Annotated in this window: 12 protein-coding genes; 7 read left to right on the top strand and 5 right to left on the bottom strand. The window is 40.5% G+C overall.

The features are described from left to right. The 4 genes from ACKI5B_RS04440 to ACKI5B_RS04425 all read right to left on the bottom strand — a co-directional run. Positions 1–227: hypothetical protein (locus tag ACKI5B_RS04440; protein WP_407426231.1), on the bottom strand; the 227-nt coding region annotated here is incomplete at its 3' end. Further along, entirely contained in the window at positions 193–1,413 is a 1,221-nt protein-coding gene (locus ACKI5B_RS04435) for an adenylate/guanylate cyclase domain-containing protein (protein WP_407426229.1), read from the bottom strand. The genes ACKI5B_RS04435 and ACKI5B_RS04440, both read right to left, overlap by 35 nt. 172 nt (positions 1,414–1,585) lie before the next feature. Beyond that, a complete protein-coding gene (locus tag ACKI5B_RS04430) occupies positions 1,586–2,353 on the bottom strand; it encodes a hypothetical protein (protein ID WP_407426227.1) in 768 nt (255 codons plus the stop codon). A 92-nt stretch (positions 2,354–2,445) separates the two neighbouring features. Further along, positions 2,446–4,509: a methyl-accepting chemotaxis protein gene (locus ACKI5B_RS04425; RefSeq protein WP_407426225.1), complete on the bottom strand. Its 2,064-nt coding sequence runs from the start codon at positions 4,507–4,509 to the stop codon at positions 2,446–2,448. A gap of 195 nt (positions 4,510–4,704) precedes the next feature. Between ACKI5B_RS04425 and ACKI5B_RS04420 the strand changes: the two genes are divergently transcribed. Further along, a complete protein-coding gene (locus ACKI5B_RS04420; protein ID WP_407426223.1) occupies positions 4,705–6,738 on the top strand; it encodes an immunoglobulin-like domain-containing protein in 2,034 nt (677 codons plus the stop codon). 34 nt (positions 6,739–6,772) lie between these two features. Here ACKI5B_RS04420 and ACKI5B_RS04415 read toward each other — a convergent pair whose 3' ends face one another. Continuing rightward, positions 6,773–8,203, bottom strand: coding sequence for a LuxR C-terminal-related transcriptional regulator (locus tag ACKI5B_RS04415; RefSeq protein ID WP_407426221.1), 1,431 nt, complete (start codon positions 8,201–8,203; stop codon positions 6,773–6,775). 108 nt (positions 8,204–8,311) lie between these two features. Between ACKI5B_RS04415 and ACKI5B_RS04410 the strand changes: the two genes are divergently transcribed. From ACKI5B_RS04410 to ACKI5B_RS04385, 6 genes are all read left to right on the top strand, one after another. Next, on the top strand, positions 8,312–9,316 hold the full coding sequence (locus ACKI5B_RS04410) for a LacI family DNA-binding transcriptional regulator (protein ID WP_407426219.1): 1,005 nt from the start codon (positions 8,312–8,314) through the stop codon (positions 9,314–9,316). 25 nt (positions 9,317–9,341) lie between these two features. Then, the gene (locus tag ACKI5B_RS04405) at positions 9,342–10,544 is read left to right on the top strand and encodes a sugar ABC transporter substrate-binding protein (RefSeq protein WP_407426217.1); all 1,203 of its coding nucleotides are present in this window, start codon (positions 9,342–9,344) and stop codon (positions 10,542–10,544) included. Between the two features lie 92 nt (positions 10,545–10,636). Next, positions 10,637–11,953, top strand: a complete 1,317-nt coding sequence (locus ACKI5B_RS04400) for a carbohydrate ABC transporter permease (RefSeq protein ID WP_407426215.1) — start codon at positions 10,637–10,639, stop codon at positions 11,951–11,953. Further along, positions 11,950–12,792, top strand: coding sequence for a sugar ABC transporter permease (locus tag ACKI5B_RS04395; RefSeq protein WP_407426213.1), 843 nt, complete (start codon positions 11,950–11,952; stop codon positions 12,790–12,792). Before ACKI5B_RS04400 ends, ACKI5B_RS04395 begins: the two co-directional genes overlap by 4 nt. 2 nt (positions 12,793–12,794) lie before the next feature. Further along, positions 12,795–14,972 (top strand): beta-galactosidase, encoded by a 2,178-nt coding sequence (locus ACKI5B_RS04390; protein WP_407426211.1) that lies wholly within the window; start codon positions 12,795–12,797, stop codon positions 14,970–14,972. 2 nt (positions 14,973–14,974) lie between these two features. Beyond that, a partial coding sequence (locus ACKI5B_RS04385; protein WP_407426209.1) for a glycosyl hydrolase 53 family protein occupies positions 14,975–16,402 on the top strand: 1,428 nt, incomplete at its 3' end.

The following is a 16,402-nucleotide window of genomic DNA, read 5'->3' as shown; positions in this document are numbered from 1 at the left end:
TGTTTTAAGCGGTCCCAGACAACGCGTTCAAGGAATTTTCTTTGTGCAGTTTTATACTTAAAAGTAATGGTTGCAATCGGCTCTTCATTGAGCTTTGTAAGTGCACGGAAAAAACTGTTATAAAACAGCAGAAAATTTATTCCTGCACATAAGAGACAGATGCTGATTGAAATCCAGAACGGAACGGCTAAATCATTTCTTAACCTGAATTTTGTTCTCTTCTTCATTCAAGTTCACCGATTCAAATTCTGGGATTGGAATTCCAAGCAGATTACGCATTTCGTTTAAGGTTTTAGGACCTGTTTTTCCGACGGCGCGGGCACAGTCTTCATCAAGAACGAAATTTTTATCTGCAGTTTTAAAGAATGCTTCAATATCAAACTGCGGCATGTTTACAACACCGTAGAAATGCTGTGCACCTTTTCCTTTTACTTCAAATTCAACAGGAATCTGCTCAACTACAAGTTCGTTTGTTTCGTTTTCGGCTGGAAGTGTGAAATTGTTTTCTTTGCAGCGGATATAGTCTTTTTTTAACAGATTGTATGTATCCTGAGTAATAAGAATGTCAGTGCCGCAGGGTTTGTTTGAGCTTTCGGTTCGGCTTGCAAAGTTTACGCTGTCACCGATTGCTGTGTATTCCATTTTGTCTTCACTACCCATAATACCGCAGGTAGCTCGTCCTGTATTGATACCGCAGCCGATTCTGATGTGAGGCTTGTATTTTGCCTTTTCTTCGTTTTCGTGTGCTTTTGTAAACGCTTCGGCATCTTTATTGTACTGCATCAAAGCATAGCGCATTGCAATTGTGCCGCGGATTGCACTTACAGCATCCTGTTTTACATGAAGCAGGTGCTTTTCTGAAAATTCCTGTTTTTTTGGATCTGAGTCTGGAAGATTTTCAAAACTTAAGTCTTCATCGCGTAAAATTCCCCAGACCGCCATGATGGCATCTCCTTCGAATTTGTCGATTGTGCCGCCTGAAATTGTGACGCAGTTTACCATGCGGCTCATGTAATCGTTCAAAAAGCCGATGATTTCGCGCGGGCTTTCTTCACCGAAGCGGTTTTTAAAGCCGTCAGAAATTGCCGTAAAGCCGCGGATATCTGAAAAGAAGATTGTAACGTCTTTTAAGTGAGGCTCAAAGTCGATTTCTTTTCGCGCAATTGCCTTTGCAACACCACGGTTTGTGAACCGGGCGAAAGTATTCAGAAATTCCTGCTCGTCCTGAGTTGATTTATTTAAAATACCGATTTCATCACGGCGCCGGGTGTTTAAAGTTGAAATAATTGCTGTGTTAAAGTTACCTTTCTGGATTTCTTCGGCTGAAGCGGTAAGATGGCGTAATGGTTTTGAAATTGCATACCGGCTGAAAATAAGAATGAACATAACTGAAACAAAGAAAACTACCGCCATGAGGTAAAGATTGTTCCGCCTTGTTGTGTGTACACCTTCAAGAACTGTGCCTAGTGCAACTGACGTAAATATACTGATGTCGGCAATTCCGATTTTCTGATATGCACCGATAAACTGGGCTTTTTTACCGTTTTCATCGACGGAATTATAAATTATCTGCCGGCTTTCTTCGTTATTCTGGTTTTTTTTCGCGCATTTCTTTTACAAGCGGATGATTTTTCATGCTCTGACCTGAAAGAATGCGCTCATTTTCCGGATGACACAAAAGCTCTGAAGAGTCATTAATCATAAAAGTTTCGTTTGAACTTCCGGTTCCGAGAATTGAAGAAATACTTTCGAGACTGAATAAAATTAAACAGCACTGTTCAAGACCGCTTTCACGGTAGGGCAGAAGAAGTGCAATCATCTCGTTTTTGAAAAAAGGAGAAGCGTTGAGTGCAATTGTTTCCCCGCTGCAGGCACGGACAAGAGATTTTTCGCTTTGAGAAAGAAGTGAATCCGTTGCTTCCAGGTCAATTTCGTTGGAAGTGAAAAACCTGTTGTTTTTAAGACGGGTGTGAATTACAAGATTGTGCGTAAACTGATACTGGGTAAGCACGATGACTTCTGCAATTGACTGATTTCGTTCAAAAAAGAAGGCTTCGGCCTGTTTTGCAAGTGCTGATGTTCTTCCACCAGAAGCTGCGTTTATTAAATCGAGCAGCTGAAGCACATTTGACCTTACTGACAGAAGTTCATTCTGTACACTCGAAGATGAGCGGGTGTTTATGGTAAGGTTGTTTTCTTCAGCGGTAATACGTACATCTTTTGAAACAAACCAGCTGTTTAAAAATGTTACTGTTCCAAGAGATGCAAGTACGATAAATCCGATAATGACTGCCAGTTTTACGCCAAGCGGAAACTGACGCTGTTTTACTTTTTTGTTTTCATTTTTTGACATAGCTTTATTTTTAGAAAAAACTTAATAAAAATTCTCCAAATGCTTATTTTACCGGAGAATTAAAAAAAATATACTATCCGAACGGATAGTTTTTAAACTGTTTTGAACCGTTTTACATCGGAACCAAGCTGCGTTACATTTGTGTCAAGTTCTTCTACACAATTATCAAGCTTCATTCCGCTTTTTACTACGCTCTGTGCGTTTTCGGACATAACAGCCATGCTTTCACGGACTTCACCTGCCGAATTCTGCAGACGTCCCATTTCATCAAGAACATGAGCACTTCCTTCAGCCATAGTCCGGGCAGCATTCCGTACATTTTCTGTGTTTTTTTCCATACCGGAAAGGGAAGAAATAACGCTTCGTGAGTCTTCGTTCTGTTTTTCAAGTGAAGAACGGACTGATTGTACCAGACTGTCTGTTTCCCGGATTCGGCTTGAAACTCCAGAAAATGCCGTGCTTGATTCCTGGGAAGAAGTTACAATTTCTGCAATGCTGTCCTGAATATTTTTCAGCTGTTCACCGATTGTCTTAGACTGACCTGATGAAGTTTCTGAAAGTTTTCTGATTTCATCTGCAACAACAGCAAAGCCTTTACCGGCTTCTCCTGCGTGTGCTGCTTCAATTGCTGCGTTCATTGCAAGAAGGTTTGTCTGCTCTGCAATCGAAGCAATTGCTGTGTTTGCTTCCTGCAGCATCTGTGACTGCTGCTCAATCTGAGAAATGCGTTCATTTACTTTCTGCTGCTTTGCCATACCGCTCTGTGCTTCTTTATCAAGCAGTGAGAAGGAATCGCCCATTGTTTCCATAGAAGAACTTATCTGTTCAATGCTTTTTACCAGCTGGCCGACTGCCTTTGAAGATTCATCAATGCTTCTGGTCTGAGAATCAATCATTTCGGTTACATTTGATATGCTGGAAGCAACTTCCTGAACTACATGAGAAGCTTCATCAAAACCTTCTGACTGCTTTTTCATCTGCTCCTGCACGCTTCCAATACTCATACGGATGCTTGTCATAGAATTTGAAACAGATGAAACGCTTTCTTTCATGTTTACAGAAACTACATCGAGAGTGGAACTTGAATTCTGAATTGTACCGATCATGCCCTGCATTTTTTCCATGAAGGCGTTAAATGAATCTATGATATTGTGAATTGATCTGAACGGTGTGTGAATATTTGTATCCATCCGCCGGGTTAAATCTGCCTCACCTGAAACGATGTTTGAAAGGGTAGTGCGAACTTCACGAAGCGGTATAAAAAGGCTGTTCATGGCATATGCAATAAGTATAAGCACTGAAATGATTACAAATATTGAGAACGGAAACAGTGCGTTAATAAAAAATTCTTTTGCTGTGAACGGAATGAAAAGCACAAGATGCCATCTTAAGGAATTTACAGGTGCAATCAGGTATTCTCCATTGAGGGTTGAATGAACCAGCTCTGTTTCTGGAAAAAGTGTCTGTGCGGCATTGAGGTCATTCATTCTGTCTTTAATCTGGATTTTATTTTCAAGGTCGCCTAAATCCGTAGAGGCAGAAATTTCTCCGTTTGAGTTATACATGTACATTGTAACGCCGTCTTCGAGGGTTTTATACATTGAAAGAACGAAGTCATTTAATTCAACGCCTGTACCGGTAATACCTGTAACTCTGCGGCTCTGGTCATAGACAAGAACATTTATCCACATGAAAGTCTTTTTAAGACCGATGTCATAGTCTACATAAAACTGGAACGGCTGGTTTGCATCAATTGTTGCCTGATACCATGCGTTACCCGGGTCAGATTTATCAAGATTATAGATAAAGTCCATGTTTGAGTAGTATTTGAGGTCAGAATCAGAAATCCAGAAAGTTCTGTGTGATGAAAAAGAATCCTGAAAGCTTTTAAAATCACGGAATGCCATTTCGCGAACTTCTTCGTTGTATGGATCTGCCATGTAATCAACTACTGCCGGTGACTGGGCCAGCTGCATGGCAAGCTTACGTTCCGGAATAAGACCGCTTTCCATTTCAAGAATTTTTGTATATTTCATATCTGAAAGACGTTCACCGGCATGTTTTCTGAATGAAAAAACGGCACATAATGAAACTAAAGAAAGGCCTGTTACGGTAAATAATAAAAATGCAATCGATATTTTCGTTTTTGTTCTCATAACGCAAAATTATAATGCAAAAATTATAAAATGTACTATCTGAAAAAGTAGTTTTTTAAAAATTAAACAGGTTTTTGGTAATAATATAATAAGACTTTTCTTAGAATGGCTTAAAACTATCCGTATGGATAGCCTTTTTCTTCTGACTGTATGTTAAGTTCGCTTTAAGAAAATTATTTTCATCAGGAGAAAAAAATGAAAAAGTTTATCAAAACATTTGCATTGCTGAGCAGTTTCACAATGCTTTTTGGCTTTGCTTCGTGCGCAGATAGCGGCGATTCAAGTGGAAATCAGACAGCTTCAGTAAATCAAAATGATTCTTTAAGCCTTGTTTCTGCTTACGATTCGCTTACAATTGCAGAAGAAATTGCAGGAACTTCTATTTCATTACCGTCCGGTGTTTCAGGCTATGATGATGTAACCGTTACCTGGGAATCAGCAGAACCGGGCATTATTGAAGCAGCTACAGGTACTGTCACCGCAAAAGACGGAAGTGAATATGATTTAGTAACCCTTACTGCAACCCTAAAAAATGAAAAAGGAAAAACACTTACAAAAGTCTTTACCGTAAAAGTTTATCAGAATAGTGCTTTACTTGATGAAGAAGCGGTTCTTAACCTTGCTTTTATTCAGCTCAAATCAATTTTGACTTCTCCGGTTTATGCATGGTCAGAAACTGAGTTTGACGGAAAAATTACAATCCGGGATTCAGAAGTTTCTGTTAATCTGGAAACAGACAATACTGAAGCAGTTGTAATTGAAAACAGTAAAATTACAATTTACAGAAACATTTATGATATTCCGGTAAACATTACGGCAGAATTAACCTGCGGTACTGCTTCAAAAACCGAAACAGTTGCTCTTAATCTTCCTGCTGTTACAAAGTTTGTAAGTGTTAAAACCGGCTCTTACACTAATTCTGATTATGTAAAAACACGCACTCTGATTCTGGATCCTTCAACCGGAACTTTTGATTATCTTTACGTAACCGAAGAAACTTATACATCTGGAGATAATGCGGGTTCTACTGAAACAGACAAAGATGGAATGAAAGGAACTTATGTTCTTAGTGAAGACGGTAAAAACATTACACTTACAGTAAATAAGATTTTGCTGCCGGAACTTACAGGTACTGACACCTATTACACAAAACAGGAATTTCTTGATGCTATGGGAAAGCTTTACAAAGAAGTGTTTAAGGCAATGAAAGCATATGAAGAAAAGCAGACAATGAATACAGCCTATACTTTCATGAAATCAATTTATGCTGTTAACGGAGGGACATTTACGGGAGCTGATTTTGAATCTTATGTCTGTGAGCAGTTTAACCTTAATTCATACGCAGAAATAACTGAAGAACAGAAAGAAATGTTCCTTGCCGGAGTTACAGTTGAAGAAAAGGAAGAAAAGTATGATGCAGCACAGGCTTTTGGAGTTACTGATTTTGTTGAGCTTCCCTTAAAGCAGGTTCTTACATCACTGCAGGCATTTGAATCTAAGCAGACCATTGATAACGCTGTTGCATTTATGGTTGCAAATAATCTGGATAATGGAACAGCCATAACAAAAGCTTCTTATGAAGAATCAGTCTGTAAACTTTACAGTTTTGAAAGTATTGCTGATTTTGAAAAAGATGAAAATGCAGAAACAAAGGCGGTTTACTTAACTGAAATCGGTAAAACAGCCTCTTCTGTAAAAGAAAATCTTCTTACGGCCTTAAATCTTGATGCAGATTCTTCATGGAGTAAAATTAATTCTGCTTACAGTACAGAAAATACAAACCTTTGGAATGCCATTATAAGCGGAAGTGATGAAGTTATTAAAAAGGTTTTCAATGTTGACTGGTGGTATTACACAGATGTTTTAAGCACATTCGAAATAGATTATCAGGATTTGACAGATGAAAATTATTCTGTCCGTGCAGGAATTATAATTAGTTCTGTGTATGATTCTTCTAAAAAATGGTACGAACAGACCGGTAACTATTTTGGAAACACTTATAGTTATGCTGTTTATTTAGGAAGTGGATATCTAAAATTTAACGGAAGTTATTATTATTTTGATGAAGGTGAATGGAACGATGACTATTCCCAGTTTATCTGGACAGATTCAGATACATCAGAAACAAAGACCTTCACTTTTACAGATAACGGTGAAACTGTAACAGTTACCTGCGGAAGCCAGTCAGCAGAAATTACTTTCCACAGCACAAGTATTCTTGAGTTGTAGCTTTTAATTAATCCGGCAGGCGGTGCGGAAGTTTTTACAGCATGGAAGGCGGTAAAAGCCCTGTCACGCGCGCCTGCCATACTGCCTGGTGAGGCTTTGATACACCTAGCTTCGTGTAAATTTTATGCAGATGAAATTTTACTGTGTTCACGCTGATAAAAAATATATCTGCAATTTCTTCCTTTGTTTTTCCCTGTTCTAAAAGGCGCAGAATATCCAGCTGAATTTTTGTGAAGTTTGTATCGCCTGTTTTGGGATGGGTAAGATATAAGGGGTGTCTGATAGCACTTGTGCGTGTCATTTCAACCAGATTCATAAGAAAGTCAGTAGAGCCTTTTTCTTTAATGTAATCAATCAAAAGATTAAGCATTACACTTCCTTCATCTGCAATGAGCCGGTAGTAACGGTGAAGCTTTGCAATTTTTAAGGCACGGCTCAGTGTTTCAAAAGCCAGAGTTTTATTTTCTGAAAGGTACAGGCTCATTGCAAGAAGCAGGTCAAGTTCGCATAAATCCATCCATCTTTTTCCGGGGTCTGCAAGCGGTCTGATTTTTTCTGCAAGCGGAATTACTGAAGCGTAGTGCTTTGTGACAATGTAGCAGCGCATTTTTATCATGTACCGGTAAAGGTCAAGCATGTTGAAGTCTGCATATTCATCTGGTGCGTCTGTTAAAAGCCAGCGGTTTACTACATCCATTTTTCCTTCATAAAGTGCAAAATGAACCTGTGCGGCATCAATGTTATAGCTGAATTCTGCATTTCCGTCTTCTTTTACAAGATTTCTTATATCTGTAATAAAACTTTCAGAACTGACTGTGTTCCCTGTGGCTAAAAGAATTTTAGAGCGCAGATACAGTGCACTGAACATAATGCGCCTTTCGCCTTCGATATCAAAATTTTTTAATGTCGTGCTTGCAAGCATCTGTGCATCAATAAGTTTATTCTGCTGATAGTAATATTCTGCAAGACATAGATTATAGACAAAAGGACACAGGTTTTCAGGATACATCCATTTAAGATAGCCTAAAAATGTGTCACGGTTTCTTGGAAGCAGTACGGCAATTCTTGAAAAATCATTGACACCGTTAAGAATTGAAGGCCTGCCTGCTGTGAGCATGACGCTTGTTATAGGAATGCCTATGCGCTTAAATTCGTCAAGATTTGTTATGAACTGTTTTAAGGTTACTTCCGGATGTACATTGGTAAGTGCAAGTTTCATGATTTTTGTATTTATTTCATTTTCGGAAAGCAGATTTATTGTATCCCATGCTTTTTTAAGTTCTCCGTCCATGATTAGGTTTAAAACTTTTCCGGCAAGTAAGAGTGCTGGAGAAGTAGAAAGCAGCTGTTCATCAGTAAATTTATAGTAACTTTCGCGGTCTCTGCGTACATTTATGAGAAAGTAATTTTTTGAAATTCCGGTCATTTTATTATAGAGTTCTTCCGGAGTATAAAATTCAGACATGCTTTTATTATAATGTGAAAAATGTATTTTTGCTTAATATTGAATAAAAAGTCTGATTAATTATAAAAAATGTTTGACAATTTGCGCAATCGGTTGCACAATAAAAATATGAGCAATCGGTTGCACAATTCAGCATTTACTATGGACGACATCGCAGAACAGCTCGGACTTTCTAAAAGTACCGTTTCGCGTGCTCTGTCCGATTCGGGCAGAATCAGTAATGCTACAAAAGAAAAAGTTCAGAAATTCGCAAAAGAACACGGCTTTAAGCCGAACCTTGTGGCAAGGGCCCTTGCAGGTCAGAAAACATTAAATCTTGCTGTTGTCATGCCGCTTGAAGCAACGGCACTTCAGATGATGTTCTTCCATGAATGTCTTTCAGGCATTGTCACTAAAGCAAGTGAAAAAGGGTACAGTGCGCTTGTCTGCATGACAGGTCATAAAGACGTAAATATTTTAGAAAGCGCACTTGAAAACCGTAAAATCGATGCGGCAATTTTAACCCAGCTTAAACACGACGACAAAAATGTAAAACTTCTCGAAAAATCAGGCCTTCCTTTTGTTGTTATCGGAAGCGGGGCAGGTAAGAATGCCATTCACGTGGACTCCCGCATGAAAGAAAACTGTGCAGATTTTACCGTTGAATGTGCTCTGCGTGTTCAGAATGGCTCTCATATTCTTTTTGTCTGTGCTTCCCTTGATGTTGAAGCTAACAACAACCGTCTTTCAGGTTTTTTGAGCGGAATGGAAAGTGAAAAAATCAAATCAAAAAATCTTCAGTATGCGGTCTGCACAGAAGCCTGTGACATGGCAGATGAAATTTCACTTAAAGAATGGAATCTGATTCTCTGCTCGGATGATGTTGTCTGTATGCAGGTGCTTGATATTCTTAATCAAAAGGGTATCGAAGCCGGAAAGGACGTTAAAATTGCTTCTTTCCATGACAGCGTTCTTCTTCAGACTCATGTGCCGGCAATAAGTGCACTTAAGGTAGATGCATTTTCGCTCGGTGAAAAATCGTCGGAACTCGCTCTGAAAGCCGTAAACGGTGAAGAGTGTGAAAATATGAACTACGTAGACTGTTCGTTTGCAATGCGTTCGTCAACGGAGTAGAAAATAAAAAAAAGGAGTTATGGTTATGAAAAAGTACATGAAACTTGGAATTATTTCTGTTTTTGCAATCAGTATGTTTGCTTTAACTGGATGTAACGAAAAAAAAGGTGCTGACGGAAAAATTACTTTGACTGTCTGGGAATCAACAAACGGGCCTGATGAATTTATAAAAAAAGCCGGAGAAGCGTTTGAACAGTCTCACCCGAATATCAGAATCAAATTTCAGAATGTTGAACTTGGGGACTCAACCGGGCAGATTGCACTGGACGGACCTGCCGGAAAAGGTGCCGACGTTTTTGCAGCCCCGCATGACAGACTGGGCTCTCTTGTAACTGGCGGACATGTTCTTGCAACTGCAAATCCGGATGAAATTAAAGCAAAAGCACTTGCTTCATGTTCAGCCGCCCTCACTTATGACGGCACAATGTACGGATATCCTGTCTCTGCTGAAACTTACGCTCTTTTTTACAACAAAAAACTCATTGCAGAAAACGAAGTTCCGAAAACCTGGGAAGGGCTTGCAAAATGGACTGGAGATTTCAATTCTAAAAATCCCGGAAAATACGGTTTTGTAATGAATGTCGGAGAAGGCTATTATACAATCATCTTTACAACCAGTGCCGGAAACCGTCTTTTCGGAAAGGACGGAAAAGACCGCACCAATTCAAACATTAATTCAGCTTCTTCTGTTGAAGGCATGAAATTCTTCCAGAATCTGCACTCTGTCCTTCCGGTCCCGTCAAGCGATTTGGATACAGCAACTGTTGACGGTGCTTTCCAGAGCGGAAATGCTGCAATGCACATTACAGGTTTGTGGAATGTTGTTCCTTTTGAAAAAGCCGGAATCGAATTCGCTGTTGCTCCTCTTCCTTCTCTTCCTGGAGACTCAACTCCAGCTTCTTCTTTCAGCGGGACACGTGCAATGTTTGTTTCGGCTTATTCAGATCATCCTGCTGAAGCAAATGAATTTGCCGCTTTCTTAATGAGCGAACAAATGCAGCGGCTCCGTTTTGAAATTACAGGTGCCATCCCGAGCGTAAATATTGAAGTTGAAAGTCCTTACATTAAAGGCTTTATGAATCAGCTTGAATACGCATTCCCAATGCCTACAATTCCGGAAATGACTATGTTCTGGGAAGCCATGAACAACGCAAGTAAAAATATCTGGGACGGAGCAGATGTAAAAACCGAACTGGATGCATGTAATGCAGCAATGCTGGGGAAATAGCAGTCACACGGATATTTTTGTCAGGGAAGTTGTGCTGACGCTACGCGGCTAACGCCGCTATGGGGAAGCTGTTAATAGAATCAGGAGTTTTTATGGAATTAAAGACTGGTTTATCGGATATGAAGAAGATTTCAGTGACGGCCGCGTGCTTTATGGGCTTGAGCCATCTTCTTTACCTTAAGGATTATGTGAAAGGTGCGTTCTTTGCTTTGTGTGAAGTTCTTTTTATTGTGTTCATTCCTTTCATTTTCAAAAAACTTGCAGGTCTTGTAACCCTCGGTTCTCATCATCCTGAACTTCCGGTAAAAATGCGTGATAATTCAGTTTTTATGCTGATTGACGGCATTCTTATTCTTGCTGTAATTGCGGCTTTTGTAATTATTTACTGGTTAAGCGTTCAGAGTGCAAAAAAAGGCTATTCTGAATACTGCAGAACCGGCCGTTTTAAAAGTCAGAAAGACCTTTTTGAAACTACAATGGGAAAATCTTTCCCGATTTTCGGTCTTGCTCCTGCTTTTGTCATGATTATAGTTTTTGTGGTAGTTCCGCTTGTTTTCAGTGTTGCAGTTGCTTTTACAAATTATTCGGATCCTTCACATATTCCGCCTAACAACACTGTGGACTGGGTAGGTTTTCAGAATTTCGTTGATCTGCTTGCCGGTCAGAACAGCTGGTCACAAGGCTTTGCTCGTGTTGCCGTCTGGACTTTAGTCTGGGCTGTGCTTTCAACATTTACATGCTATTTCGGCGGGCTTTTAGTGGCTGTTTTCCTTAAGGAAATCAATTTTCATATTGCACCTTTTTTCAGATTTATATTCATTCTTCCGTATGCTGTTCCGTCTGTTGTTTCAATGCTTGTCTGGAAAAATCTTCTGAACGGCTCATTCGGAATCGTAAACCGCACTTTAATGCAGATTGGCTTTATTTCTGAACCGATTCCATGGCTTGGAAATCCGTTAATGGCTCAGTTTACCTGTGTCGTCGTTAATCTCTGGGCCGGGTTCGGTTATTTTATGCTTCTTTCAATGGGCACGATGACTGCAATCAGCGAAGACATGAACGAAGCTGCAAAAATCGACGGTGCGAACAGAAGACAGATTTTTTCAAAAATTACGCTGCCTCTTGTTCTGTATCAGACTCTGCCGCTGATTATTATGAGTTTTGCTCACAACGTAAACAATTTCGGGGCAATCTACTTCCTTACAAACGGAGCTCCGACGGTTTCGGACTCAACTACAACAATGGCAGGCGGCACGGATATTCTTGTTACATGGATTTACAAACTTACAGTTACCCTTATGCGTTACAACTATGCTTCGGTTATTGCAGTAATGATTTTCATTGTACTGGCACCGTTTGCAATCTGGCAGTTTAAACAGACTAAGGCTTACAAGGAAGGTTCATTATGATAAAAGACCATGACATGCACGCATTCACAAAATCATTTATTTATCTGATTTTTGTTCTGATTTCGATTTTTGTTATTTATCCGCTGGTTTATGTCGTAAGCGGCGCTTTTGCTCCGGGAAACTCCATTGCTTCCCTTAATATTGTGCCTTTTAAGGACGGCTTTACTTTTCAGCATTTTATTGATCTGTTTACAAAAACAGATTATGGCCACTGGTTTTTGAATACGCTGATTATTGCTGTTGAAACCTGTGCACTTACTGTAGTGATTTCTTCACTTTCGGCATATGTGTTCAGCCGTTTTCAGTTCAGATTCAAGAAATCCTTTTTGATGAGCCTTCTTATTCTTCAGATTTTTCCGAGCTTTGTCGGAATGATTGCAATTTATGTAATTCTGTACAGAATCGGCGGTTTAGACACTTTGTGGGGACTGGTTCTCGTTTATACGGCAGGAAACATTCCTTACAACGCATGGCTTGTAAAAAACTATATGGATACAGTTTCAAAAAGTCTTGATGAAGCAGCCAGAATCGACGGTGCAAGCCATTTCCGTGTGTTCGCTCAGATTATTATGCCGATTGCCCGTCCGATTATTACATTTTTAGCTATTACAAGTTTTACGGCTCCGTGGATGGACTTTATCTTCCCGAAAATGGTTCTTCGAAGCACGGAAAATCAGACACTTGCTTTAGGGCTTTTCGGCTTTGTATCAGATAAAAAGAACGAATTTACGATTTTTGCAGCCGGTGCACTTTTAGTTTCAGTTCCTTTCGTGATTTTCTTTTTGATTACCCAGAAAACACTGATTTCAAGCTTCGGAGGAGCAGCAGTTAAGGAGTAAGTATGGCATATAGTTTTGATAATATCAGTATAAAAAAAGACGGAAAGCGGGTTTTTCCGGTTATGGGAGAGATTCACTACTCGCGTGTTCCGCACTCTGAATGGGCTGAGCGGCTTTTAAAAATGAAGGCAGGCGGAGTTACAATCGTAAGTGCCTATGTTATCTGGATTCACCACGAAGAAATTGAAGGGCAGTACGACTGGTCAGGTGACCGTGATTTGCATGGTTTTGTTCAGACATTAAAAGACTGCGAAATGAAAATGCTCCTTAGAATCGGGCCGTGGTGTCATGGAGAAGTGCGTAACGGAGGATTTCCTGACTGGCTTTTGCACAAAGATTACGAGCCGCGCACAAACGATGAGCGTTATTTTGAAGAAGCAAAAAAGTGGTACGAAAAAATCTATGAGCAGGTAAAAGACTTTATCTGTAATCCAGAGGACGATTCAACGAAAGAAAATCCGATTATCGGTGTTCAGATTGAAAACGAGTACGGTCACTGCGGAGGCCTTTACGAAAAAGAAGCGGGCGAGCTTCACATGAGACGGCTGCAGAAAATTGCAAAAGAAACCGGCTTTAATGTTGCTTTGTATACGGCAACCGGCTGGGGCGGGGCATGGACCGGCGGAATGCTTCCTGTAATGGGCGGCTACTGCGATGCTCCCTGGGACCAGCGCACAACAGAAATTGAGCCGAGCGGAAACTATACTTTTACTCACGAGAGAAACGACCATAATATCGGAAGTGACCACGGATTCGGCTACGGAATTACTTTTGACATCAATAAATTTCCGTATCTTACGGCAGAACTTGGCGGCGGCTTACAGGTTACAAGCCATCGCCGCACGATTGCCACAGCAAAAGACATTGCTGCTGTTGCCCTCACAAAACTTGGAAGCGGCTGCAATCTTTTAGGCTTTTACATGTACACCGGCGGCACAAACCCGGAAGGAAAGCTTACGACTTTACAGGAATCGCGCGAGACAGGCTACTTAAACGATTTACCTGTAAAATCCTACGACTTCCGTGCCTGCGTGCGTGAGTTCGGTCAGGTTTCGCCCACTTTGCGGGAACTTAAACTTCTTTCATACTTTACTGCCGAATGGGGGGGGGAGCTCTGTGAACTTCCGGCCGTTATCCCTTGTGAAGTAAAGCCTGATGATTTAAAGACACCGAGATTTTCTTTCAGACGCGATTCAAAAAAATCCGGCTATATCTTTGTGAACAACTATGTGCGTCATCAGAAAATGAGTGAATGGCAATTAAAGGAGATTCTGAGACAAACTCAGAATGAAGGTGCCGGTCTGAATCTTCCGGAAATTACTGTAAAGGGCGGAGAGTTTTTCTTCCTTCCGCTTGACATGACTTACGGAAAAACACTTGTAAAATCAGCAACAGTCACTCCCTTTACAAAAATTGAAGACGGAAAAAACGAAGTCTTTGTTTTTTATAAGCGCGAAGATGATGAATCTGCAGAAAATTTCTTTGAGTTTGGAAATGATAATTCAGATACATTCCTTGTCCTTGATCGGAAAGATGCACTGAACGCATGGAAAACAGGCGGAAAGCTTTTTATTACTGATGAGCAAAGTTATGTTCTTGAAAGCAGAAACAGCGGATTTGAAATTATTTCAAGAACTGACGGCAAATTCTATGTCTATCCTGATTTTGAAAAAGTTCCTGAAGGCTGGAAAAAGTGCGGCGAGGTAAACAAAAATGCTGCAAAAGATCTGCCGGCAGTCAACTTTGCCTGCTACGAGCGTGAAAAACCTGTTTCAAAAGAAGAGGAAATTCTTTCATTCGGAAAAATCCGGGAAGAAAGAGGAAGTTTAGTTTATAAAATTTATCTTTCTGACTTAATGAATCTTTTTGCAAGCGGCTCAATCGAAAATCTTTCTGACATTTTTGTAAAAATCAGCTACACGGGCGAGCGGGCAAATCTTTATGAAGTTAAAGATGGAAAACGAAAGCTGATTTTAGACCATTTCTATCTTGGAGAAGATTATCCCTGGGAAATCGGACTTAAACGCTTTGTTGATAGCGGCATAGATTTCAAAAATCTTGAACTTGAAATTCTCCCGCTTAAAAAAGATGCAAAAATCTACATAGAAAGATGGCCTGAATTCAGCGGTGAGCAGATTGCCGTTCTGAAATCAGTGAATTATGAAAAAGAATGGAGGTAAAAATGTTGAGGAAAGTTTTGTGCACGATTGGCTGCTGTGCGCTTCTTTCACCGGTTTTTGCTGCAAAAGGAACTAAGGCTTCGGATGCGGTAAAACAGAAAATTGTCGTAGAACCTGTTTCGGGCTTGAGCGATGATTTTATGAAGGGCGTTGACATCAGTATGGTCGATCAGATTGAAAAATCCGGCGGAAAATTTTATGACGCTTCAGGAAAAGAATCTGATGTATTTCAAATTTTAAAAGAAAACGGCGTAAATTACGTCCGAATCCGTCTCTGGAATAATCCTGTTTATGAAGAAGACCAGTACGACAAAAACGGAAAACTCGTCGCAAAAAAAGGCGAAAAACGCGGCGGCGGCGATAATACTGTCGAAACTGACCTCCGCATTGCAAAAAGAATCAAGGCGGCTGGTCTTAAATTCATGCTTGACTTCCATTACTCTGACTTCTGGGCTGATCCTGGAAAGCAGTATATGCCTCAGGACTGGAAAAATTTAAGCCCAAAACAGCTTGAAGATACAGTCGAAAAATACACCAGAGATACAATCAACCGTTTTGTAAAAGAAGGCTGTGCTCCGGATTCAGTTCAAATCGGAAACGAGCTTAACTCAGGCTTTATGTGGCCGGTCGGTCAGCGCTGGAGTGACGACCCGTCTGTAAAAATCGGTGGAATGAAGCAGTTTACAAGGCTTTTAGACCGGGCTTCAAAGGGCGTTCGTACGGCTGATGGCGGAAAAGACATAAAAATCATCGTTCACTTAGCTGACGGCGGAAAGCAGGATTTATACAAATGGATTTTTGATGAAGTTAAAAAAGCAAAAATCGACTACGACATTATCGGCCTTTCATTCTACACTTACTGGCACGGTTCAATGGAGGACTTAAAGGCAAATCTTGAGATGATCAGTAAGCGTTATGGTAAAGAAATGGCAGTAGTTGAAACGGCTTATGCCTTTACCGAAGATAACGGCGATTTCCAGGGAAACGTCTTCCAGGTTTATTCAGACGAAAAACACGGCTATGTTCCAAGCGTTCAGGGACAGGCAACTGCAATCAGAGACATAATTGCAACTGTAGCAGGAGTCAAAGGCGGATGCGGTGTTTTTTACTGGGAAGCAGATTCAATCCTGTGGCCGGGCGCAAATCTTTCGGCTACCGAAGGCAACACCTGGGAAAACCAGGCAATGTTCAGCTTTGACGGAAAGGCACTTCCTTCACTTGCTGTCTGGAATCTTGTTTCAGGCAAAGGCGAAGTTACAAACGCATGGGGCGGAGAAGCCAGAAATGGAAGCGGTTTTGTTCCGTATGCAATGGCAGATAAAGCTTCGGTCACTGTAAAACCTGGTGAAGTTCCGGCTCTTCCCTCAAAGGTAAAGCTTGTGTTTACAGATGACAGTGAGCGTGCCCTTGACGTTAAATGGGATTCTTAC

This window comes from Treponema sp. (assembly GCF_045657965.1).
GTDB lineage: Bacteria > Spirochaetota > Spirochaetia > Treponematales > Treponemataceae > Treponema_D.
Note: the sequence above shows the minus strand (reverse complement) of the source record. Positions and strands in the feature narration are given on the sequence as shown.